Below are 20,714 nucleotides of genomic sequence, written 5' to 3' on the forward strand. Positions count from 1 at the left end.
ACGTCCCGCCGCGTACCCGGGAGTTGCTCGCCCACTACGCGGGGGAACACCAGGTGGTACGCGACGTGCTGGCCGGGTTGCGGGACACGGCCGACCTGGTCGCCACCGACCCGGCGTCGCCGAGGTGCCTGCCGGCGGTACGCGAGACGCACCGGCGGTTGACCGAACGCGTGCTGCCGCACGAGGCTGCCGAGGAGCGACAGCTCTACCCCGCGCTGGCCTCCCCGCTGGGCAGCGGGGAGGCGACGTCGACGATGAGCCGGGCACATGTGGAGATCCGCCGCCAGGTGGACCTGCTCGGCGCCCAACTCGCCCAGACCGCCGACGGTCGGCTGCGCCCCGACCAGGTTCCCGACCTGCTGGCCACCCTCTACGGGTTGGACGCGGTGCTGCGCCTGCACCTGGCTCAGGAAGAGGAGGAGTTCTTCTCCCTCGACCCGTCCGATCCGACGACCGCGCGGCGGTGACCCCGGGCCGGGCCGCCGTGCCCGCGGGTGCGGCCCCGCCCGACTGATGTCAGCGTTCGCGGACCACGGCGACCGGGCAGGCGGCGTGTTGGATGAGCTGTTGGCTGACCGAGCCGAGCAGCATGCCGGCCAGCCCGCCCCGGCCCCGGCTGCCGACCACTACCAGCCGCGCGTCCCGACTCGCCTCGATCAGCATCGCCGACGGGCTTGTCGACTCCAGGTCGACGGTCACCGCCAACTGGGGGAATGTTCGCCGCCACGGCTCCAGCGCCTGCTCCACGGCGGCCCGCTCGTCGGGCACCCCGGCCGCCCCGCCGGGGCCCGGTGTCCAGGCGTGCAGGACGCGCAGCGGCAGCTGCCGCTGCGCCGCCCGTTCGGCCGCGTAGCCGAGCGCCACCAGCGACGGTTCCGAGCCGTCCACCCCGACAGCCACCGGGCGGCCCGACGTGTCGGTCGCGGCGCTGCCGCCCCCGTCCCGGACCACCACGACCGGGCAGTGGGCGTGCGCGGCGACCGAGACCGCCGTCGACCCGGCCAGCAGGCCGCCGAAGCCGCCGTGACCCCGGCTGCCCAGCACCAGCATCCCGGCCTCCGCGGAGCGTTCCTGCAACACCAGCGCGGGCGGCCCGTCGTACACCTCGCCGGTGATCCGCAGCCCGGGGTTTGCCGCGGTGGCGTCCGCCGCGGCCCTGCGGACCAGGTCCTCGACCTGACGGCGGGCGGTGTCGTCCGGCCACACGCCGGGCGCGACGCCCGGGCCGACCCAACTGGCCACTGTCAGCCATTCGAAGACGTACGCCAGCCGCACCGGCTGGCCGCTGTGCCGCGCCTCCTCCACGGCCCAGTCCAGGGCCACCGAGGCGTCGGTGGAGCCGTCGTAGCCGACCAGGATCTCCGCGTCGCGCACGTCGTCCTCCTTCAGGGGGTGGTCGGGTCGGTTTCGCGGACCCAGCGCCATTCGGCGACCTGGGGGTCGTCCTCGCCGTACTGGCGGGTGTAGTCGCGGGCCGCCTGTCGGGCGTCGACCATCCGTTGGCGCAGGTGCGCGGCGCTGGCGGCCAGCCCGGGCACCCGGTCGATGACGTCGATGACCAGGTGGAAGCGGTCCAGGTCGTTGAGCATCACCATGTCGAACGGAGTGGTGGTGGTGCCCTCCTCCTTGTACCCGCGCACGTGCAGGTTCTCGTGGTTGGTGCGGCGGTAGGTGAGTCGGTGGATCAGCCACGGATATCCGTGGTACGCGAAGATGATCGGCCGGTCCTCGGTGAAGATGGTGTCGAACTCGTTGTCGGTCAGGCCGTGTGGGTGCTCGGTGTCCGGCTGGAGTCGCATCAGGTCGACCACGTTGACCAGGCGCACCTTCAACGTCGGCAGGTTCTGGCGCAGCAGCTCGACGGCGGCCAATGTCTCCAGGGTGGGCACGTCTCCGCAGCAGGCGAGCACCACGTCCGGTTCGGTACCGCCGTCGTTGCTGGCCCATTCCCAGATGCCCAGGCCACGCCGGGTGTGCTGGATCGCCTCGGTCATCGTCAACCAGTTCGGGGCGGCCTGCTTACCGGCCACCACCACGTTGATGTAGTGCCGGCTGCGCAGGCAGTGGTCCATCGTGGCGAGCAGCGTGTTGGCGTCCGGCGGCAGATAGACCCGCACCACCTCGGCCTTCTTGTTGACGACGTGGTCGATGAAGCCCGGGTCCTGGTGGGAGAAGCCGTTGTGGTCCTGCCGCCAGACGTGGCTGGAGAGCAGGTAGTTCAGCGAGGCGATCGGCTGCCGCCAGGGGATGGCCCGGGTCACCTTCAGCCACTTGGCGTGCTGGTTGAGCATCGAGTCGACGATGTGGATGAACGCCTCGTAGCTGGTGAACACGCCGTGCCGGCCGGTCAGCAGGTAGCCCTCCAGCCAGCCCTGGCACAGGTGCTCGGAGAGCACCTCCATGACCCGCCCGTCGGGGGAGAGGTGGTCGTCGCCGGGCACTGTGGCGGCCACCCAGGCCCGGTCGGTCACCTCGAACGCCGCGCCCAGCCGGTTGGACGCGACCTCGTCCGGGCCGAACAGCCGGAACGTCTCCGGGTTGGCGCTGATGACGTCGCGGATCCACGGGCCGAGCACCCCGGTCGCGCCGGCGACCGGCGTACCCGGTTCGGGAACCTCCACGCCGTAGTCGCGGAAGTCCGGCAGGGTCAGGTCACGCAGCACCACGCCGCCGTTGGTGACCGGGTTGGCGCTCATCCGCCGGTCACCGCGCGGCGGCAGCGTCAGCAGCTCCTCCACCGGGGCGCCGGTCGCGTCGAACAGCTCCTCCGGCCGGTAGCTGCGCAGCCAGTGCTCCAGCTCGGCCCGGTGTGCCGGGTTGTCGCGTACGCCCGACAGTGGCACCTGGTGGGCGCGGTAGGTGCCCTCCACCTGGGTGCCGTCGACCTCACGCGGGCCGGTCCAGCCCTTCGGCGTCCGCAGAATGATCATCGGCCAGCGGGGGCGTTCGACGGCGCCTCCGGAGCGGGCCCGCCGCTGAATCTCGGCGATCTCGTTCAGCACACGGTCCAATGTCGCGGCGAGGGTCCGGTGCACCCGGTCGGGCTCGTCACCGGCCACCACGTACGGCTGGTAGCCCGATCCGCGCATGAGGTCGAGCAGATCGGCCTCGGGGATCCGGGACAGCACGGTCGGGTTGGCGATCTTGTAGCCGTTGAGGTGCAGGATGGGCAGCACCGCGCCGTCGCGCGCCGGGTTGAGGAACACGTCGGAGAGCCAACTGCCGGCCAGCGGCCCGGTCTCCGCCTCGCCGTCGCCGATCACGCAGGCCACCAGCAGGTCCGGGTGGTCGAACGCGGCGCCGTAGGCGTGGCTCAACGCGTACCCGAGCTCGCCGCCCTCGTGGATCGAACCCGGCACGTCCGCCGCGACATGGCTGGGGATGCCGCCCGGGAAGGAGAACTGGCGGAAGAGCCGGGACATCCCGGCCTCGTCGCGGGCCACGTCGTGGTAGCGCTCCGACCAGGTGCCCTCCAGCCAGGTGTTGGCCACGATGGCCGGGCCGCCGTGACCGGGGCCGGTGACCAGCATGGCGTTGAGGTCGCGCGCCACGATCACCCGGTTGAGGTGGGCGTAGATCAGGTTGAGGCCGGGGCTGGTGCCCCAGTGCCCGAGCAGCCGCGGTTTGATGTCGTCGGGGGTCAGCGGCTCGCGCAGCAGCGGATTGTCCAGCAGGTAGATCTGCCCGACGGTGAGGTAGTTCGCGGCGCGCCAGTAGGCGTCCAGCCGGCGCAACTCGTCGTCGGTGAGGGCGCGGTGCACGTCGAGAGCGGTCTCCATCATGCTGCCTCTCGCGGGTAGGAGTGGGGCGTCCGGCGTCCAGCCTGGTCACTGCGGACGCCCCGGGTCAGGGCCGTTGGTCCCCCGTCGGGCGGGCACCAGGCCCGGTCAGCGGCGCCTCGGCCAGGCCGCGGACGACGACCACCGGGGCCGGGGAGTGGTAGAGCAGGGACTGGGCGACCGCGCCCAGCATGGCCCGGCCCGGTTCGTCGCCGCGGGCGGCGACCAGCGCCACCTGCGCGTTGCGGGAGGTGTCGATCAGCACCTCGGCGGGGTCGCCGCGTACCACGCGACACTCGGTCGGCACTGTGTTGTCCCGGCCGGTGTGCCGGGCCATTGCCTCGGTGAGCTGCTCGGCGACCGCGTCGGTGTCCTCGTCGTACTCCACCACCCGCAGGGCGAGCAGTCGGGCGTCGCGGCGGCCCGCGCACTCCACGGCCCACTGCAGGGCGAGGTGCGAGCTGGGCGAGCCGTCCACGCCCACCAGCACCGGGCCCTGCGGTGGCGGCTCACGCCGGACCACCAACAGGGGGCAGCCGGCCCGGGCGGCCAACTGCACGGCTGTCGTCTCGGCCGGAACGCACTGACCGCTGCCCGCCATGCCGCTGTCGCCGACGGCCAGCAGGAAGGCGACCTCCGAGCGGCGGATGAGGGTGGGCAGCATGGAGCTCTCGACGATCTCCCCGCGTACGGTCAGCCCCGGCTCGGTCTGATGCGCGAGCTGGGCGGCGCGGGTGATCAGTTTTTCGGCCTGGTCGCGGGGTGCGGCAACGGTGTCCGCGGCGAAGGCCGCGCTCCAGTCGAAGGTGTGCAGCAGGTGCAGTGGCCGGCCGTGGTCGGCGGCCTCCTGCGCGGCCTGTTCGACGACCGGAAGGTCGAGTTCCGACCCGAGGCCGACCAGCACCGCTGCGTCGGCGGGTGCGGCCATCCGATATCACCTCCCGGGCGTCGCGCCCGGCACGACCAAGCTGTCCCTGACCGAGGGTAGTCGGATGAGCACGATGGCGGGTCCGATCCGCTGCGACCGCCGCTCGTCAACCAGGGTTGACATCAGAGGGGCTGTCAACGTATGTTGACGGCATGAGTCAGGCGACAGAACTCGCGGCGGCAGCCGGCAGCACCGACCCCCGGGTCGGGCTGCGCGCCGTCCGCGCGCTACGCCGGCTCCTCGAGCGGCTCGAGGTGGTCCAGGTGGACAACGCCCGACGACAGGGCTGGTCCTGGCAGGAGATCGCCGACGCGCTCGAGGTCAGCCGGCAGGCAGTGCACAAGAAGCACGCCGGGCGACCGGCGGTCAACTCATCCTGGGAGGCGTGATGTTCGAACGATTCACCGACCGGGCGCGCGACGTGGTGCGACGGGCGCTGGAGGAGGCGCGGGTCGAGGGCCAGCGCCCCGTCGGCACCGAGCACCTGCTGCTCGCCCTGCTCGCCGACGAGGCCGGGCTGGCCAGCCGGGTGCTCGCCGACGCCGGGGTACGCGCCGACGACCTGCGCGAACGCGTCCGCCGGCACACCGCCAGCGGCGGCGCGGGCCTCGGTGACGCGGACGCGGCGGCGCTGCGGGAGATCGGCATCGACCTGGCCGCGATCGTTGCCCGCATCGAGCAGTCCTTCGGCCCGGACGCGCTACGGGAGGCGGTGCCGGCGCCGCGCCGCCGCTGGGGGCGTAAGCGGTACCTCGGTGGCCCGTTCTCGCCCCGCTCGAAGAAGGTGCTGGAGCTGTCCCTGCGGGAGGCCCTGCGCCTGCGCCACCGCCACATCGGCACCGAGCACATCCTGCTCGGGGTGCTCCGGGAGGGCAACGGGCTGGGAGCTCTGGTGCTCACCGAGTCCGGGGTCGACCTCGACGATCTGCGCCGGCGGGTGGAGCTCGCACTGCGGGCGGCGGCCTGACGGTTGGGGCCGGGTTGAAACCTGTCTGTGGCACTTCCGACGCGCGCCGGTCGCCGGGTCGCTGAAGCCGTCCGGGTGCTGCACACTGGCGCCGTGGATGCTGGACAGGACAGGCGGCCCTCGGGCGGCGACGGCGGGTTGCGCTCCGCGGTGGTGGTCAACCCGGTCAAGGTCGACGATCTCGACGAGTTGCGTCGTACCGTCGACGACGCCCTGACCGCGGCCGGCTGGCCCGCGCCGCAGTGGTACGAGACGACCGTCGACGACCCCGGTCGCGGCCAGACCGAGCAGGCCGTCAAGGCCGGCGTCGACCTGGTCTTCGCCTGCGGGGGCGACGGCACCGTGATGTCCTGCGTCAGCGGGTTGGTCGGCACCGATGTCGCCCTCGCCGTGCTGCCGCAGGGCACCGGCAACCTGCTCGCCGCCAACCTGGGGCTCTCCACCGACCTGGCCGCCGGGTTGCAGGTCGCCGTCGAACGCGGCCGACGGCTGCTCGACGTCGGCGCTGTCGAGGACAAGTACTTCACAGTGATGGCCGGCATGGGCTTCGACGCCCAGATGCTCGAAGCCACCAACGAGACCACCAAGGCCCGCATCGGCTGGCCGGCGTACGTGATGGGTGCCGCCCGCCACCTACGGGACCGGCCGATGCGGGTGCAGATCCGTATCGACGACCGGCCGCCGGTGCGTCGCCGGGCCCGCTCGGTCCTGATCGCCAACGTCGGCCGCCTGCAGGGCGGCGTGACCCTGCTGACCGAGGCCGAGCCGGACGACGGCTGGCTCGACGTCGCCGTGCTCACCCCGCGCAACCTGCGGCACTGGCTCGCGCTCGGCTGGGCGGTGATCCGCCGCAGCGGCCAGGTGCCGCAGCTGGAAATTTTCCGGGGCCGGCGGGTGGTGGTCACCAGCAACCGGGCGCAACCTCGGGAGTTGGACGGCGACCTGATCTCCCCGGGCCGCCAGCTGCGCGCGGAGGTCCGGCCGCAGGCGCTCTGGCTCTGCGTCCCCCAGCCCGAGGACGCTCCCGACCTGGCCGTCGACGCGCAAGGTGCCGGGGAGCGGGGCGAGCAGCTGATCGAGGAAGCACGCAGTGAGTAGCACCCGCATCGTGCCGGAGACCCGGCTGATGGCCGATGAGGAGCTGTCCGCCGACGACGCCTGGCACACGCTGCGCGGGCAGGGTGGCTGGCACCTGCTGCGGGACGCGTTCATCCGGTTCCGCTACGGCGACGGGTTCAGCCACTCCCGGGCCTTCGCGCTGCAACTCTGCCTCGCCGTGGTGCCCTTCCTGATCGCCCTCACCGGCCTGATCAGCGAGCTGGGCGTCGAGGAGGGCGGCCAGGTGGTCGCCGACACCGTCCTGGCGCTCACCCCCGGCCAGAGCTCGCAGATGGTCTCCGAGCTGCTGGGCGAGGGCGAACGCGTCGAGGACGCCGGGGAGCTGGCGCTCACCCTCGGTCTGCTCACCGGTCTGTTCGCGCTCACCACCACGATGGCCCAGATCGAGCGGGGCGCCAACCGCATCTACGGCGTCGAGCGGGACCGCCCGGCCCTGCGCAAGTACCTGCGGGCCGCCGTGCTGGCCGTCACCGCCGGCCTGCCCGCGCTCGCCGGCTTCCTGATCCTGGTGGGCGGCGGCGCGATGGGCGACTCGGTCCGCGAACACTATGAGTGGGGCGAACTCGCCAACGGGATCTGGGACGTGATCCGGTTCCCGCTGAGTCTCGCGCTGACCGTCGTCGCCGTGGCCGTGTTGTTCCGACACGCGCCGCGCCGCAACCAGCCCGGCCTGTCCTGGCTGCTGTTCGGCGCCGGCATCGCCACGGCGTTGTGGTGGCTGGCCAGCCTGCTGCTCGCCGCGTACGTGCGGTTCAGTGACGGTTTCGGGCAGACCTACGGCGCCCTGACCGGCATGATGGCGCTGCTGCTCTGGGCCAACCTGACCGGGATGGCGCTCTTCGGCGGGCTGTCCTTCGCCGCCCAGCTGGAGGCGCTGCGCATCGGTGTGCAGGAGCCCGCCCAACCGGACCTGTGGGAGCCCGACCCGGACCGCGCCGAGCTCTACGACACCGGTGACATGTCAGCGCTCTGACGGCACCGGCGTGTACGACGGACGCGGATCGGGTAAAGCGCCTCGCCAGACAGATAAGGGAGGTGCGGGGTGACCGCGGTCAAAGAGGTGGCTCGCCGTCCGATCGGTCATTTCGCCGAACGGAGCATTGCCGGTCTGGTGGCCGTCACCGGTGCCGGGGTGGCCTTCGGGCTGCTGTTGTTGCTCGTCCGGGTGCAGTGGAGCCCGTTGCAGGATGTCGACCACGGGCTCGCCGAGTGGTTCAACGGGCTCGTCGCCCCGCACCACGCGCTGGTCACAGTGCTCCAGGCGGTGACGGACCTGGGCGGCCGACCGATCCTCATCTGGCTGGTCACCATCGCCGTGGTCGGGCTGCTGATCCGGCGGCAGCCTCGACTCGCCGTCTACCTGATCATCACGGGGGTCGGTGGCCTGATCCTCGACCCGTCACTGAAGACGCTTGTCGGCCGGCTCCGCCCGGTCGTGGACGTGCCGATCGCCAGCGCGCCCGGCAACAGCTTCCCGAGCGGGCACGCGCTCGGCTCGTTCGTCGCGTACGGAGCGCTGCTGCTGGTGTTCCTGCCGGCGATGGCGCCCCGCTGGCGTAAGCCGGCCATCGTCGGCGTCGGTGTGCTGGTGGCACTGGTCGGGCTGACCCGGATCGCGCTGGGCGTGCACTTCGTCTCCGACGTGCTGGCCGCCTGGCTGCTCGGGGCCGCCTGGCTGGGCGTCACCGCGTACGCCTTCCGACTGTGGCGGCAGGAGCGTGGCCGGCCGGTGCCGCCGTTGACCGAGGGCCTGGAGCCGGAGGCGGGGCACGACATCGCCCCCGCCCCGGCCGAGGAACACGTGCTGGCCCATCCCCGCTCGGCGGTGGCCGAGCTGCTGGTTGGCTGGGTGATCGTGTTCGGCGCGCTGTACGGCTTCGGCACGTACGTCAGCTACCACGCCAAGGGCACCTTCTTCGACACCCTCGACACCAAGGTGCCGCAGTGGTTCGCCGAGCGGCACACCGAGGTGCTGACCGACGTCAGCTGGTGGTGGAGCAAGTTCGGTGACACCCATGCCATCCTGCTGATCTCGCTGGTGTTCTGCCCGCTGGTGCTGGCCGTGTGGCGGCGCTGGCGCCCGGTGCTCTTCGTGGCGCTGGCGATGGTGGGGGAGTTGACCCTCTTCCTCGCGTCGGCCCGCGCGGTCGACCGGCCGCGTCCGCCGGTGGAGAACCTGGACGGGCAGATGCCCACCTCGTCGTTCCCGTCCGGGCACATCGCGGCCACGATCTGCGTCTGGCTGGCGATCACCCTCGTCGTCTTCCCGCGTACCGACCGGTGGTGGCGTTGGATCTTCGTGGCGCTGGCCGTGCTCATGCCGGTCGGGGTGGCCACCTCCCGGATGTACCGGGGGATGCACCACCCGACCGACTTCATGGGCGCGATCCTGCTCTCCGCGCTCTGGATCGGCTTGCTCTACCTGGTGATTCGACCGAACGAGGACCTGAAGGAAGGCAACCGACCGGCCATCGAGTCGGAGGACGTGGGCAGCCTCGACGACGAGCTGGCGCGGGCCGGCCGAGCTGACTAGGCGCCGCCGTCGTGCTGCGGGTGATGACCTGGAACATCCGTACCGGCGGCCGGGATCGCGGCGGCCTCGACCGGCTGGATCAGGTGGTCCGGGTCGTCGGCGAGCAGGCACCGGACGTGCTGGCCCTGCAGGAGTTGCGCGGCTTCGACCGGGACGGGCTGATGGCCGGCATGGCGGGCCGGGTGGGGATGGTTCCCCACCTGGCCCGGTCCTGCTTCGGGCAGCCGGTGGCGGTGCTGGTCCGGCCGCCGTACCGGATCATTGACGCGGGGTCGGTGCGCCGCCCGTTCCACCACGCCGCCGCCCGCGTCGTGGTGGCCACGTCCGCCGGCCCGTTCACAGTGCTCGGCACCCACCTCTACCCGTACTCCGGGGGCCGTCGGCGGATGGAGGTCGACTGGTTGGTCGCCGCGATGCGCCGCGACCAGGGGCAGCTGACACTGGTCACCGGTGATCTCAACTCGCTCGACCCGAGCGTCGACCACACGGCCCGGCTGGCCGGCATGCCCACCCTCTACCGGCGGCGGCACCTACGTCGCTCCGGCGGCGCCGTGGACACCCGCGCGATCGCCCGGCTGCTCGCGGCCGGTCTGGTCGACCTCTGGCCGTCGGGCAACGTCGACGCGCCGGAGGCCGCCGGCCACACCGTGCCCACCCGGCTCGGCGGGGCCGAGTTCGCCGGGATGCGGTTGGACTACCTGCTCGGCAGCCCGGCGGTGGCGCAACGCGTGCACGACTGTCGGGTGATCCGCGACGGCGCGGCGGCCACCGCCTCCGACCACTATCCGCTGCTCGCCACGCTGGAGTTGTCTCCCGGCTGACGCGTGCGGGGGCTCAGAGCACCAGATTCAGCAGGACGGTCAGCACCACCGACGCCACGATCGAGAAGAGAATCATCAGGAGGCAGCCGAGGCCCCCGCCGAGCGGGCGGATCTCCGTGTTGCCGAAGCGCATGATGTTCACCTGTCCGTGAGTGCGGGTTGAGGGGCGAGCAGGTGCCGGATCGCGTCCGCGACGGCAGTTGGGGCGGTGGTGACCACGTTGTGCGCGGCACCGGGAACGACCACCAGGGCCGCCTCCGGCACCAGCCGGGTCGCCTCGTCCCGCCACCGTTGCGGCACGACCGGGTCGCGGTCGCCGGTCACGACGGCTGTCGGCGCGCTGACCCGGACGAGGTCCGCCTCGATGGCATTCCGCACCGAGTGCGACAGCGTGGCAAGGACCCGCCAGGGCCGGGCGTTCCAGACGTCCCGTACCAGGATCGGGGCCTGTAGCGGCGCCTCACGCAGGCTGTCCACGAGCCAACGACCGAACTGACCCTGTCGGGACCGGGCCGCCGGGTCACTTGTCGGTCCGGCCAACACCAGCGCGCGTACCGCGTCGGGGTGGGTCGCGGCGACTGAGGCGGCCACCTCCGCGCCGAACGAGTGCCCCAGCAGGCAGACCGGCGGCAGTTGGTACGCGGCCAGCCAGGCGGCCAGGTGGTCGGCGTGCCGGCGGACGTCGTACGCGCCCCGGGGGTGTTCGGTGAGCCCGAAGCCGGGCAGGTCCGGCACATACACCTGATGGGTGGTGGCGAGCGCGACGGCCAGCGGGGTGAGATACCGGTGCGAGACCGCCAGGCCGTGGACCAGCACCACGGGTGGCGCCCCGGTCCCCGGGTCTGCGCTGCGGCGGGTGTGGGTGCGCAGCCCGTCGACGACCCGCCATTCGCTGGTCAGCCCGCCGGCTGGCCGGGGCGCGGCCATGGCGAGCCGCAGCTCGGCCGGCCCGAACCGGCCGACCGCGCTGCGGAGGGGCGACCCGGGCGGCCGGGGTGCCGCGCCTCGGTTCACAGCTCGCGCAACCGGGGCAGCAGTTGCTCCTGCGCCCAGTCCAGGAACATCGGCTGGCTCTCCCCACCCACCTGGATGATCGCCACGTGGGTGAAGCCGGCGTCGACGAACTTGCGGAACGCCTCGACGTGCGCGTCCACGTCCGGACCGCAGGAGATGCCCTCGGCGACGTCCTCCTCGCGGACGAACTGGGTGGCGGCGGCGAAGGACTCCGGGCCGGGCAGGTCGGCGTTGACCTTCCACCCCATTCCGAACCAGCGGAACTGGTCGTGCACGATCTTGCGGCACTCCGCCTCGTCGGGGCCGTAGCAGATGGCCACCTGGCCGTAGCGGGGTTGGCCGGCGCCTCCGGCGTCGTCGTACATCTCGATGATGTGCCGGTCGGGTTCGGTGGAGATGAGACCGTTGCCGTACTCGGCGGCCAGCGTCGCGGACTGTCGACCGGACGCGGCGACGGCCATCGGCACCGGCTGGTCCGGGCGGTCCCAGACGTAGGCGTCGGGCACGTCGAAGTGGTTGCCGGAGAAGGTCAGCGTCTCCCCGTTGAGCAACGGCCGGATGATCTGCAACGCCTCCTCGAACATCTCGTGCCGCTGCTGGACGTGCGGCCAGCCGCCGACCACGTGCTCGTTCAGGTTCTCCCCGGCGCCCAGGCCCAGGGTGAACCGACCGTCGGAGAGCGCGCCGATGGTGCTGGCTTTCTGCGCGACCACGGCCGGGTGGTAGCGGCGGATCGGGCAGGTCACGAACGACATCAGCTGCGCGCGGGAGGTGGCGTGGGCGACCGCGCCGAGCACCGACCAGGCGTACGGGGAGTGGCCCTGGGAGTCCAGCCAGGGGTAGTAGTGGTCGGACATCACCAGTTGGTCGAAACCAGCCGCCTCGGCCCGTACCGCATGGTCCACTAGCTGCTTGGGCCCGGCCTGCTCGCTCATCAGGGTGTAGCCGACGCTGACCATCCTGGTATCCCCTCTCGCTGACGGATCGTTCCCGGGATACCCCGGTGCACGGCGGTCAACCCTCCCGTCCGGTTCGGCTGCCGCAGTGCTTGACGGATCCCGGCCGCCTGCCTACCGTCGGTCTTAACCGGTTAAGAGCCGGGTGTGGCGCACATCCTGTGGTGGGGATGACCGCCCCGTGACGGCCCGCGTCCGCGTGGGCCGTTGCGGCTGTCCGGGCTGCGGGCCCGTCAACTGAACCGGTTGCGAGGATCAATCCATCGTCCTACGCTGATGCCTGCGCCGGGAGCCGGGCGCGGCTGCCGGGCTGCAGCCGCCTTCCCCTGTCACGTCCCACCCCTGTCGGGCACCGGGGGTCCTCCCTGAGGAAGGCCATGAAGACTCGACTCTCCGCCGCCGGCGCGACAGTGCTCGCGTTGCTCGTCACCGTGCTGGCGTTCGGCCAGCCGGCACACGCAGCGGCCGGTTTCTCCGTCGCTGGCGGCAAGTTGTACGACGCCAACGGCGCCGAATTCATCATGCGCGGCGTCAACCACGCGCACACCTGGTACCCGCAGCAGACCAGCTCGTTCGTCGACGTCAAGGCGCTCGGCGCGAACACCGTGCGGGTGGTGCTCTCCAGCGGCGACCGGTGGACCCGCAACACCAACGCCGACGTCGCCAACGTCATCTCGCTCTGCAAGGCCAACCGGCTGATCTGCGTGCTGGAGGTGCACGACACCACCGGGTACGGCGAGCAGAGCGGCGCGATCACCCTCGACCGCGCCGTCGACTACTGGCTCAGCCTCGCCGACGTCCTCGCCGGCCAGGAGAGGTACGTCATCGTCAACATCGGCAACGAGCCGTACGGCAACCAGAACTACGCCTCGTGGGCCACCGACAACGCCAATGCGATCAAGCGCCTGCGGGCCGGCGGGTTGACCCACACGATCATGGTGGACGCGCCGAACTGGGGGCAGGACTGGTCGTTCACCATGCGCGACAACGCCGCGTCGGTCTTCGCCGCCGACCCGGCCCGCAACACAGTGTTCTCCATCCACATGTACGGGGTGTTCGACACCGCCGCGGAGATCAGCGACTACCTGGGTCGGTTCCGCACCGCCGGGCTGCCCATCGTGGTCGGTGAGTTCGGCTTCAACCACTCCGACGGGAACCCGGACGAGGACGCCATCCTCGCGTACAGCCAGGCCAACGGGATCGGCTGGCTGGGCTGGTCGTGGAGCGGCAACGGCGGCGGCGTCGAGTATCTCGACCTGGCCACCAACTTCAACCCGGCGAGCCTGACCGACTGGGGTCAGCGCCTCTTCAACGGCGTCAACGGCATCCGGCAGACCGCCCGCGAGGCCAGCGTCTTCGGCGGCACCCCTCCACCGACGACGCCTCCGCCGACCACCCCACCTCCGACGACGCCTCCGCCGACCACGCCGCCACCGACGACGCCCCCGCCGAACGGTGGCTGCACGGCGACGTACACGGTGACCAACCAGTGGCAGGGCGGTTTCCAGGGTGAGGTACGGGTGACCGCCGGCACGAGGGCGATCACCGGCTGGACCGCCGGGTGGACCTTCGCCAACGGCCAGCGCGTCACCCAGTCGTGGAATGTGGCCCTCACCAGCAGCGGAACCACGGTGAGCGCCCGCAACACGGACTACAACGGACGGCTGGCCGCCGGGGCCAGTGCCAGCTTCGGCTTCCTCGGCAGTTGGACCGGCACCAACAGCCTGCCGGTCGTGAGCTGCACGGCGAGCTGACCGTCGGACCGGTGGCCGGGTCCGCGCCGGACCCGGCCACCGGAAACCGTCCTGGTCAGTGCTCCCCGGCCAGGTTCACGATGACCACCCCGGCAATGATCAGTGCGATGCCGGTGAGCTTGGCGAACCCCACCGACTCACCCAGGAACACCGCCCCGATCGCCACGATGGCCGCGGTGCCCAGACCCGACCAGAGGGCGTACGCCACCCCCACGGGGATCTCCTTGACGGCCTGGGCCAGCAGGAGGAACGCCAGCGCGTAGCCGCCGAGGCACGCCACCGTCGGCCAGAGCCGACTGAACCCGGCGGTGCTCTTGATCAGGCTGGTCGCCACCACCTCGGCGAGGATGGCGATCCCCAGCAGCACGTACGCCATTCGTCCCCTTGGTCCTTCGTGGTCGATGAGCCTGTCGCCACCCAGGCTAGTGCCGGCGATGTCCCCGCCCGGCCGGCCTGTCGACGTCGCGCCGATCCGTGGGCGTCCGGCCAATCCGCGGGCATGCGGCGATCCGTTGGCATCCGGCCGACCCGTCGCGTGGCGTCCGTGCGGCCCGGAGAGTGACGTCCGTGCGGCCTCGGCATCTGTCACAGAACGCCTTTGGAGCTGATGTCACAAACGAATCGGTTGTGACGACGAAGCAGACTTCGCCAACGATCAGACCCCATTGACGAGTCAGACTTCGTCATCGGATTGGCCCGGCGCCCTTCGCCCTTCGCCTGGCGCCCTTCGCCTGGCGCCCTTCGCCTGGCGCCCGGCCCGGTGGATGAATCGTTTACGGCATCAGCTCCAAAGCCGACCCGGCACCCCATCCCACCCGCGCCGCCGCTGTTGCGGGCCGCGCCGCTGTTGCGGGCCGCGCCGCTGTTGCGGGCCGCGCCGCTGTTGCGGGCCGCGCCGCTGTTCCTCGCGCTGTCGCCCCCGGCAGTGGCGTGGGAGAGGCTCGCAGGGTAGATCTTGGACACTTTCCGTTCGGCGCTGACGGAAACTGTCCAAGATTGCCAGCTGTGGCGGGGGAAGCTGCCTGGGTCGCGCCGCGGGGGACCAGTTGATCTCTGCCTTCACGGGAGATCAACAGTCTCGGCGGCCAGCCGGGCAGCTCGCATGGTCAGGTAGAGCTGTTCTGGACGGCTGCTCGTCCGGGCGGCGGCGAGCCGGTAGTCGGCGACCGCCTGGGCCCGGTCGCCGGCCATCTCGTGCAGGTGGGCGCGGGCGGCGGCCAGCCGGTGGTGTCCGGCCAACTGCGGGTCGTGGGTCAACGCGTCGAGAGCCGCCAGGCCGGCGGCCGGTCCGTGCACCATGGCCGTCGCCACGGCCCGGTTGAGGGCCACCACCGGGCTGCCGGCCAAGCGTTCCAGCACCTCGTAGAGCGCCAGGATCTGCGGCCAGTCGGTCTGCTCGGTGCTCGACGCCTCGTCGTGCAGGGCGGCGATGGCGGCCTGCACCTGGTACGGACCGACCGGCCCGCGCGGCAGGGCCCGGGTGACCAGTGCGACGCCCTCAGCGATCGCCGTCGCGTCCCAGCGGCTGCGGTCCTGATCGGCGAGTGAGATCAGCTCGCCGGAGGGCCCGGTCCGCGCCGGCCCGCGTGCCTCGGTGAGCAGCATCAACGCCAGCAGCCCGGCCGATTCGCTGTCGTTCGGCAGCAGCGTGTGCAGCGCGCGGGTCAGCCGGATCGCCTCCGTTGCGAGGTCGACGCGGCGCAGGTCCGGGCCGGTGGTGCTGGTGTGCCCCTCGGTGAAGATCAGGTACAGCACCTGTCGTACGGCGACCAACCGGTCCGCCCGCTCCGCCGGCTCGGGCATCCGGAACGGCAGCCCGGATGCCCGGATGCGGTGCTTGGCCCGGCTGATCCGCTGCGCCATCGTCGCCTCGGGCACCAGGAACGCGCGGGCGATCTCGGCGGTGCTCAACCCACCGACGGCGCGCAGGGTCAACGCCACCGCCGACGTCGGCGCGAGCGCCGGGTGGCAGCAGAGGAAGAGCAGGACAAGCGTGTCGTCCCGCTCGGCGGTCAACTGCTCGTCCGGGGCTGGCGCGTACCGCTGGTCGTCCGGATCCCGGCGGGCGACCAGGTCCTCCCGGCGGCGTCGGGCCTGCTCACCGCGGACCAGCTCGATCATCCGCCGGTAACCGACCTGGATCAGCCAGCCACGGGGGTTCGCCGGTAGCCCCTCGGTCGGCCACTGGGTGGCGGCGCCCAGCAGCGCCTCCTGCACCGCGTCCTCCGCCGTGGCGAAGTCACCGAAGCGGCGGCTGAGCACGCCGAGGACCTGCGGCGCCAACTCGCGCAGCAGGTCCTCGATGCGGGGATCGGTGTTCAGCCCTCACAACTCCTGTGCCGGGGCGGACATCACCGGGTGCACCTCGATCGGCATGTTCAGCGGCCGGCCGCCGGGGCCGGGCGCCGTGGAGATGTGCGAGGCCAGCTCCACGGCCCGCTGCGGGCTCTCGCAGTCGACGATCCAGTAGCCGGCCAGGAACTCCTTCGTCTCGGCGAACGGCCCCTCGGTGACCACCGGCGTCCCGCCGTCACCAGCGCGGACGATCCGGGCCTGCTGCGGGCCGCCGAGGCCCTGCGCGTCGACCCACTCACCGGCGGCGGTCAGCTTGGCGTTGACCTCGCCCATGAAGGCAATGTGCGCCCGGACCTCGTCCTGGGTCCAGGTGTCGATACTCGGGAAGTCGGTCCCGGCGGCGCTGAACTGCATCAGCAGCATGTACTTCATGGTTGGCTCCTCACGCCTGTGCACCCTCGTCGGTGCTCTCACAGTGAGGTAGAAGCGAGCCCCGCCGTTCTCGACACCCCGGCCGAAGATTTTCCAGAATCTTTTCAGTCGACGGCGTCGACCTCCAGCACCAGGCTCTGCTCCGGGTGCAGGGCGGGCAGCTGCACACCCACCCGGGCCAGCGCCGCCCCGCTGAGGGTGAGACCAGCCGCCAGCCAGGTGGGCGCGGACAGGTCGATGGTCGCCGGGGCCGGTACGCCCGACACCTGTCGCACCCGGTACCGCCGGCGCGGGTCGAGGCCGGGCAGGCGCACCGCGCCGGGCACCTGCGTCACCGAGGTGGTCAGCCGCGCCACCGCGTACACCGCTCGGGTGTTGTCGTGATCGACCACGCCGTGCGCCCAGACGGCCGGGTCCGGGTGATCGACCCGGACCACCCGACCAGCGTGCAGCAGCGGGCGCAGCCGCTTGTGCAGCGCCACCCAGGCGGCCAGCTCGGTCTGCTCGGCAGCGCTGATCGAGGCGATGTCCCACTCGATGCCGTGGTGGCCGAAGAGCGCCGTCGCCGCCCGGAAACCCAGGTCGTGTACGCGGTTGGTGGTGTGCGAGCGTTCCGGGCCGACGTGAGTGCCGATCAGCTCCGGTGGCAGCAGCAGCCCCGTCCAGCGTTGGATGCTGAGCCGCTCCAGGGCGTCGTTGCAGTCGCTGGCCCAGACTCGGTCGGTACGCGCCAGGATGGCCAGGTCCACCCGGGCCCCGCCGGACGAGCAGCTCTCGATCTCCACACCCGGGTGCCGATCGCGCAACTCGTCGAACAGCCGGTAGACCGCCAGGGTCTGCCCGTGCACCCCGGGGCGGCCGTGGTGCCCGGCCTCGGTGAGGTCCCGGTTCTGGTCCCACTTGAGGTACCGGATGCCGGGGTGGTCGGTGAGCAGCGTGTCGAGACGTTCCAGAACATAGTCGTACGCCTCGGGGCGGCCCAGGTCGAGCACCTGCTGATGACGCCAGGCCGGCGGCAGCCGCCCCGGCACGGCGAGCACCCAGTCGGGGTGCGCGCGGAACACGTCCGAGTCGGGGTTGACCATCTCCGGCTCGACCCAGAGGCCGAACTGGAGGCCCTGGCCGGTGACGTGCTCGATCAGCGGTTGCAGACCGTCCGGCCAGACGCCCTCGTCGACGTACCAGTCGCCGAGCCCGGCGGTGTCGTCGCGCCGGCCGCGGAACCAGCCGTCGTCGAGCACGAACCGCTCCACGCCGATCTGCGCGGCCCGATCGGCGAGCGCCCGCAGCCGGTCCAGGTCGTGGTCGAAGTAGACCGCCTCCCAGACGTTGAGGGTCACCGGGCGGGGGGAGCGCGGGTGCCCGGGGCGGGCCCGCAGGTGGGTGTGCAGCACGTCGCTGAGCCCGTCCAGCCCGGCGTCGGACCAGACCGCGTAGAGCAGGGGAGTCTCGTACGACTCGCCGGGGCCGAGCCGGACCTCGCCGGGGGCCAGCAGCTCGCCGCCACCGAGGGTGGACTCGCCGGTGGGTCGACGTTCGGCGAACGTGACGTGGTCGCCGCTCCACGCGGTGTGCACCGCCCAGACCTCGCCGTGGCCGAAACCGAACCCGGTGGTGCCGGCCACCAGCAGCAGCGTGGCGTCGTGCCCGGTACGGCCGTGCCGGCCCTCGCGGACCCAGGCGCCGTGCTGCCACGGGTGCCGCTGCGGGGATCGTTCCCGACACCACCGGCCGGTCAGGTCGAGCAGCTCGGTGGCGACCGCCGGCACCGGCAGCACCGGCGTCAGCTCCCGCAGCTCGTACGCGCTGTCGCCGTCGTTGCGCAGCCGATGCCGAACGGTCAGCAGGCCGTACGGGTCGAGCGTGATCTCGATGGTCACTGTCAGCCCGGCGGCCGGGTCCGACGCCCGCACTGTCACCCGCGCCGGTCCGTCGGCGGGCTGGTCGACGTCGAGACCGTCCAGCCGGAAGGAGGTGGACCAGTCGGCCCCGTCACGGTGCCCGGCCAGGCCCGGCCGTCCACTCCAGCCGGCGCTCGCCTCCGGCAGCACCGACAGCACTGCCGGCTCGTCGAAGCTGCTCGGCACCACCGGCGGCACTGTCGCGTCGGTGAGCTGGCGCAGGTCGTCGTCGTCGAGGTCGCCGACGTCGCCGCCCCAGTGCACGACCCGGGGCAGCCCCGGGCCGCGCGCGTCGAGCACCAGGCTGGTCCGCGCGCGGCGCAGGTGCAGGATCGTCATCCTTTGGAGGCTCCCAAGGTCAGGCCCCGAACGAAGTGCCGCTGGAGCATAAAGAAGATCACCAGGGTGGGGATCGCGACGAGCACGCTGCCCGCCGAGACCAGGTTGTTGTCGGTGAAGAACTCACCGCGCAGGTTGTTGAGCGAGCTGGTCACCGGGAACTTGTCGCCGGTACGCATCAGGACGGTGGCCCAGAAGAACTCGTTGTAGATCCAGGTCACCTCCAGCGTCGCCAGCGCGGCCAGGGCCGGCCGGCACAGCGGCATGGTGACCTGCCAGTACTGTCGCCAGATGCTCGCCCCGTCGACCATCGCCGCCTCGTACAGGTCACGGGGCAGCGCCTTCATGTAGTTGCTGAGCACGAAGACACAGAAACCACACTGGAAGGCCACGTTGATCAGGATCAGGCCCCAGTAGCTGTCGTAGAGCAGCTCCGAGTCACTCATGAACTCCGGGAGCGGCACCTCGGTGAACAGCCGGAACAGCGGGATGAGCAGCGCCTGCTGGGGCAGCAGGTTGGCGGCGGTGAAGATCCCGAGCAGGACGAGGTTGAGCTTCCAGCTGAACCGGGCGATGACGAACGCCACGCAGGAGGCGAGGAAGAGGGTCAGCAGCACCGCCGGCACTGTGATGTACACCGAGTTGAGGAAGTGCTGCCCGAACTCCGCCGTCCGCCAGGCGGTGACGTAGTTGTCGAAGGTCCAGCCGCCGAAGGAGACGTAGCCGTTCGCGGCGGTGTAGTCGTACGAGCGCAGCGAGGTCAGCACCGCCCAGGCGATCGGGAAGAGCCAGGCCAGCGAGACGACGATGAGGAAGCCGTGCAGCAGGATCCGTAACGGGGTCAGCTTGCGGCGGCGCGGCGGCACGTCGGCCCCGCCCTCGGTACGCCGGGTGACGGTCGCGGTGCTCATTCCCGGTTCTCCCTCATCACGGTCGCCAGGTAGATGGTGATGAAGACCAGCGAGACGACCAGCATGATCGTTGCCAGTGCCGAGCCGAAGCCGATCCGGCTCGCCTCACCCACCACGTTCTGGGTGACCAGCGCGGAGATCAACTCCAGCCCGTTGCGGCCCTTGTTGACCACCCAGACCAGGTCGAACGCGCGCAGCGACTCGATCACGGTCACCACCAGCACGATGATGTTGATGGGTCGCATGACCGGGAACACGACCCGGAAGAACGCCCGGCTCTCCGAAGCGCCGTCGACCGCCGCGGCCTCGCGCAGCGACGGATCGACGCCCTTCAGGCCGGCCAGGTAGAGCAGCATGATGTACCCGACGTGCCGCCACCCGGAGGCGACCATCACCGCCCAGATGTTGACGTTCGAGTCGCCGTACCAGTCGATGCTGCTGCCGAAGACGGCGTTGATCAGCCCCTGGTCCCGGGAGTAGAGCAGCTGCCAGACGAAGCCGATCAGCGCCAGCGAGAGCACCACCGGCAGGTAGAGCGCGGTCTGGTAGAAGCGGCTGCCCCGCAACTCCTTGTCCAACAGCACGGCCAGGAACATGCCGAACGGCGTGGCGACCACGAACAGCGCCGCCAGCCAGAGCAGGTTGTGTTGGACCGCCGGCACGAACGGCGGGTAGATGTTCACCACGTCGCTGTAGTTGCGGGCGCCGACGAACTCGATCTCGTTGAGGGGGCCGATGCCGTCCCAGTTGGTGCCGGAGAGCAGCACTGTGGCCGCCGCCGGCAACCAGACGAACCCGGTGACGAGCAGCAGCGGGACGAGCACCATCAGCGTGATGACCACGCGGTCGGTGCGGGACAGGAGCCGTAGCCGCCGGCGACGACCACCAGTGGAGGTGGTCGTTGCCGGCGGCGGCACGGCGCGATCCGCTTGGATCAGGGGCAGGTCGGACACGATGTCCTCCCC

Annotated in this window: 20 protein-coding genes; 9 read left to right on the forward strand and 11 right to left on the reverse strand. The window is 71.5% G+C overall.

The genetic code is table 11. The features are described 5' to 3' along the window. Positions 1 to 23: 23 nt before the first annotated feature. On the forward strand, positions 24 to 467 hold the full coding sequence (locus tag GUI43_RS34650; protein ID WP_373861863.1) for a hemerythrin domain-containing protein: 444 nt from the start codon (positions 24 to 26) through the stop codon (positions 465 to 467). Positions 468 to 516: 49 nt separating this feature from the next. Here GUI43_RS34650 and GUI43_RS19160 read toward each other — a convergent pair whose 3' ends face one another. The 3 genes from GUI43_RS19160 to GUI43_RS19170 all read right to left on the reverse strand — a co-directional run bounded on the left by GUI43_RS19160 (position 517) and on the right by GUI43_RS19170 (position 4,707). Next, entirely contained in the window at positions 517 to 1,425 is a 909-nt protein-coding gene (locus tag GUI43_RS19160) for a universal stress protein (RefSeq protein WP_428842222.1), read from the reverse strand. Further along, positions 1,386 to 3,779, reverse strand: a complete 2,394-nt coding sequence (locus tag GUI43_RS19165) for a phosphoketolase family protein (RefSeq protein ID WP_112585585.1) — start codon at positions 3,777 to 3,779, stop codon at positions 1,386 to 1,388. The genes GUI43_RS19160 and GUI43_RS19165 overlap by 40 nt, the downstream gene beginning before the upstream one ends. A 67-nt stretch (positions 3,780 to 3,846) precedes the next feature. Next, positions 3,847 to 4,707, reverse strand: coding sequence for a universal stress protein (locus GUI43_RS19170; protein ID WP_112585064.1), 861 nt, complete (start codon positions 4,705 to 4,707; stop codon positions 3,847 to 3,849). Between the two features lie 152 nt (positions 4,708 to 4,859). On the opposite strand from GUI43_RS19170, the gene GUI43_RS19175 reads away from it, so the two are divergent. The 6 genes from GUI43_RS19175 (at position 4,860) to GUI43_RS19200 (ending at position 10,147) form a co-directional block, all read left to right on the forward strand. After that, positions 4,860 to 5,096 carry an HTH domain-containing protein gene (locus GUI43_RS19175; protein WP_007457155.1) on the forward strand — a complete coding sequence of 79 codons (237 nt, stop codon included), beginning with the start codon at positions 4,860 to 4,862 and terminating at the stop codon, positions 5,094 to 5,096. Next, a complete protein-coding gene (locus tag GUI43_RS19180; protein WP_112585066.1) occupies positions 5,096 to 5,674 on the forward strand; it encodes a Clp protease N-terminal domain-containing protein in 579 nt (192 codons plus the stop codon). The genes GUI43_RS19175 and GUI43_RS19180 overlap by 1 nt, the downstream gene beginning before the upstream one ends. A gap of 93 nt (positions 5,675 to 5,767) precedes the next feature. Continuing rightward, positions 5,768 to 6,772 carry a diacylglycerol/lipid kinase family protein gene (locus tag GUI43_RS19185; protein WP_112585589.1) on the forward strand — a complete coding sequence of 335 codons (1,005 nt, stop codon included), beginning with the start codon at positions 5,768 to 5,770 and terminating at the stop codon, positions 6,770 to 6,772. Continuing rightward, positions 6,765 to 7,766 carry a YihY/virulence factor BrkB family protein gene (locus GUI43_RS19190; protein WP_091400795.1) on the forward strand — a complete coding sequence of 334 codons (1,002 nt, stop codon included), beginning with the start codon at positions 6,765 to 6,767 and terminating at the stop codon, positions 7,764 to 7,766. Before GUI43_RS19185 ends, GUI43_RS19190 begins: the two co-directional genes overlap by 8 nt. Positions 7,767 to 7,835: 69 nt before the next feature. Continuing rightward, positions 7,836 to 9,326: a phosphatase PAP2 family protein gene (locus GUI43_RS19195; protein WP_112699431.1), complete on the forward strand. Its 1,491-nt coding sequence runs from the start codon at positions 7,836 to 7,838 to the stop codon at positions 9,324 to 9,326. A gap of 11 nt (positions 9,327 to 9,337) precedes the next feature. Continuing rightward, positions 9,338 to 10,147 (forward strand): endonuclease/exonuclease/phosphatase family protein, encoded by an 810-nt coding sequence (locus tag GUI43_RS19200; RefSeq protein WP_112699432.1) that lies wholly within the window; start codon positions 9,338 to 9,340, stop codon positions 10,145 to 10,147. 138 nt (positions 10,148 to 10,285) lie between these two features. Here GUI43_RS19200 and GUI43_RS19205 read toward each other — a convergent pair whose 3' ends face one another. Both GUI43_RS19205 and GUI43_RS19210 read right to left on the reverse strand, forming a co-directional pair. Further along, positions 10,286 to 11,161: an alpha/beta fold hydrolase gene (locus GUI43_RS19205; RefSeq protein ID WP_244220549.1), complete on the reverse strand. Its 876-nt coding sequence runs from the start codon at positions 11,159 to 11,161 to the stop codon at positions 10,286 to 10,288. Then, positions 11,158 to 12,120 (reverse strand): TIGR03557 family F420-dependent LLM class oxidoreductase, encoded by a 963-nt coding sequence (locus tag GUI43_RS19210; protein ID WP_112699433.1) that lies wholly within the window; start codon positions 12,118 to 12,120, stop codon positions 11,158 to 11,160. The genes GUI43_RS19205 and GUI43_RS19210 overlap by 4 nt, the downstream gene beginning before the upstream one ends. Before the next feature lie 374 nt (positions 12,121 to 12,494). Here GUI43_RS19210 and GUI43_RS19215 point away from each other — a divergent pair, with 374 nt between their 5' ends. Then, the gene (locus GUI43_RS19215; protein ID WP_112699434.1) at positions 12,495 to 13,871 is read left to right on the forward strand and encodes a cellulase family glycosylhydrolase; all 1,377 of its coding nucleotides are present in this window, start codon (positions 12,495 to 12,497) and stop codon (positions 13,869 to 13,871) included. Between the two features lie 55 nt (positions 13,872 to 13,926). Here the strand turns inward: GUI43_RS19215 and GUI43_RS19220 are convergent, their stop codons facing one another. Further along, positions 13,927 to 14,247, reverse strand: a complete 321-nt coding sequence (locus GUI43_RS19220; RefSeq protein ID WP_112603856.1) for a DMT family transporter — start codon at positions 14,245 to 14,247, stop codon at positions 13,927 to 13,929. A 384-nt stretch (positions 14,248 to 14,631) separates the two neighbouring features. Between GUI43_RS19220 and GUI43_RS33500 the strand changes: the two genes are divergently transcribed. Continuing rightward, positions 14,632 to 14,823, forward strand: a complete 192-nt coding sequence (locus tag GUI43_RS33500; RefSeq protein ID WP_146765929.1) for a hypothetical protein — start codon at positions 14,632 to 14,634, stop codon at positions 14,821 to 14,823. A 107-nt stretch (positions 14,824 to 14,930) separates the two neighbouring features. Here GUI43_RS33500 and GUI43_RS19225 read toward each other — a convergent pair whose 3' ends face one another. The 5 genes from GUI43_RS19225 to GUI43_RS19245 all read right to left on the reverse strand — a co-directional run bounded on the left by GUI43_RS19225 (position 14,931) and on the right by GUI43_RS19245 (position 20,702). After that, positions 14,931 to 16,193 (reverse strand): RNA polymerase sigma factor, encoded by a 1,263-nt coding sequence (locus GUI43_RS19225; protein ID WP_112699435.1) that lies wholly within the window; start codon positions 16,191 to 16,193, stop codon positions 14,931 to 14,933. Between the two features lie 3 nt (positions 16,194 to 16,196). Continuing rightward, complete coding sequence (locus GUI43_RS19230; protein WP_112585080.1) at positions 16,197 to 16,598, reverse strand: YciI family protein; 402 nt, start codon at positions 16,596 to 16,598, stop codon at positions 16,197 to 16,199. A gap of 104 nt (positions 16,599 to 16,702) precedes the next feature. After that, entirely contained in the window at positions 16,703 to 18,838 is a 2,136-nt protein-coding gene (locus tag GUI43_RS19235) for an alpha-galactosidase (RefSeq protein WP_112699436.1), read from the reverse strand. Further along, complete coding sequence (locus tag GUI43_RS19240) at positions 18,835 to 19,749, reverse strand: carbohydrate ABC transporter permease (protein WP_112699437.1); 915 nt, start codon at positions 19,747 to 19,749, stop codon at positions 18,835 to 18,837. Before GUI43_RS19240 ends, GUI43_RS19235 begins: the two co-directional genes overlap by 4 nt. Then, positions 19,746 to 20,702: a carbohydrate ABC transporter permease gene (locus GUI43_RS19245; RefSeq protein WP_112699438.1), complete on the reverse strand. Its 957-nt coding sequence runs from the start codon at positions 20,700 to 20,702 to the stop codon at positions 19,746 to 19,748. Before GUI43_RS19245 ends, GUI43_RS19240 begins: the two co-directional genes overlap by 4 nt. Positions 20,703 to 20,714: the final 12 nt, after the last annotated feature.

The organism is Micromonospora noduli (genome assembly GCF_003264365.1).
GTDB lineage: Bacteria > Actinomycetota > Actinomycetes > Mycobacteriales > Micromonosporaceae > Micromonospora > Micromonospora noduli.

Coding starts and splice junctions, on each gene's coding strand:
- GUI43_RS19235 (WP_112699436.1), bottom strand. CDS start 18,838: ATGACGATCCTGCACCTGCGCCGCGCGCGGACCAGCCTGGTGCTCGAC.
- GUI43_RS19160 (WP_428842222.1), bottom strand. CDS start 1,425: ATGGCGCTGGGTCCGCGAAACCGACCCGACCACCCCCTGAAGGAGGAC.
- GUI43_RS19215 (WP_112699434.1), top strand. CDS start 12,495: ATGAAGACTCGACTCTCCGCCGCCGGCGCGACAGTGCTCGCGTTGCTC.
- GUI43_RS19175 (WP_007457155.1), top strand. CDS start 4,860: ATGAGTCAGGCGACAGAACTCGCGGCGGCAGCCGGCAGCACCGACCCC.
- GUI43_RS19240 (WP_112699437.1), bottom strand. CDS start 19,749: ATGAGCACCGCGACCGTCACCCGGCGTACCGAGGGCGGGGCCGACGTG.
- GUI43_RS19180 (WP_112585066.1), top strand. CDS start 5,096: ATGTTCGAACGATTCACCGACCGGGCGCGCGACGTGGTGCGACGGGCG.
- GUI43_RS19230 (WP_112585080.1), bottom strand. CDS start 16,598: ATGAAGTACATGCTGCTGATGCAGTTCAGCGCCGCCGGGACCGACTTC.
- GUI43_RS19165 (WP_112585585.1), bottom strand. CDS start 3,779: ATGGAGACCGCTCTCGACGTGCACCGCGCCCTCACCGACGACGAGTTG.
- GUI43_RS19220 (WP_112603856.1), bottom strand. CDS start 14,247: ATGGCGTACGTGCTGCTGGGGATCGCCATCCTCGCCGAGGTGGTGGCG.
- GUI43_RS19210 (WP_112699433.1), bottom strand. CDS start 12,120: ATGGTCAGCGTCGGCTACACCCTGATGAGCGAGCAGGCCGGGCCCAAG.
- GUI43_RS19170 (WP_112585064.1), bottom strand. CDS start 4,707: ATGGCCGCACCCGCCGACGCAGCGGTGCTGGTCGGCCTCGGGTCGGAA.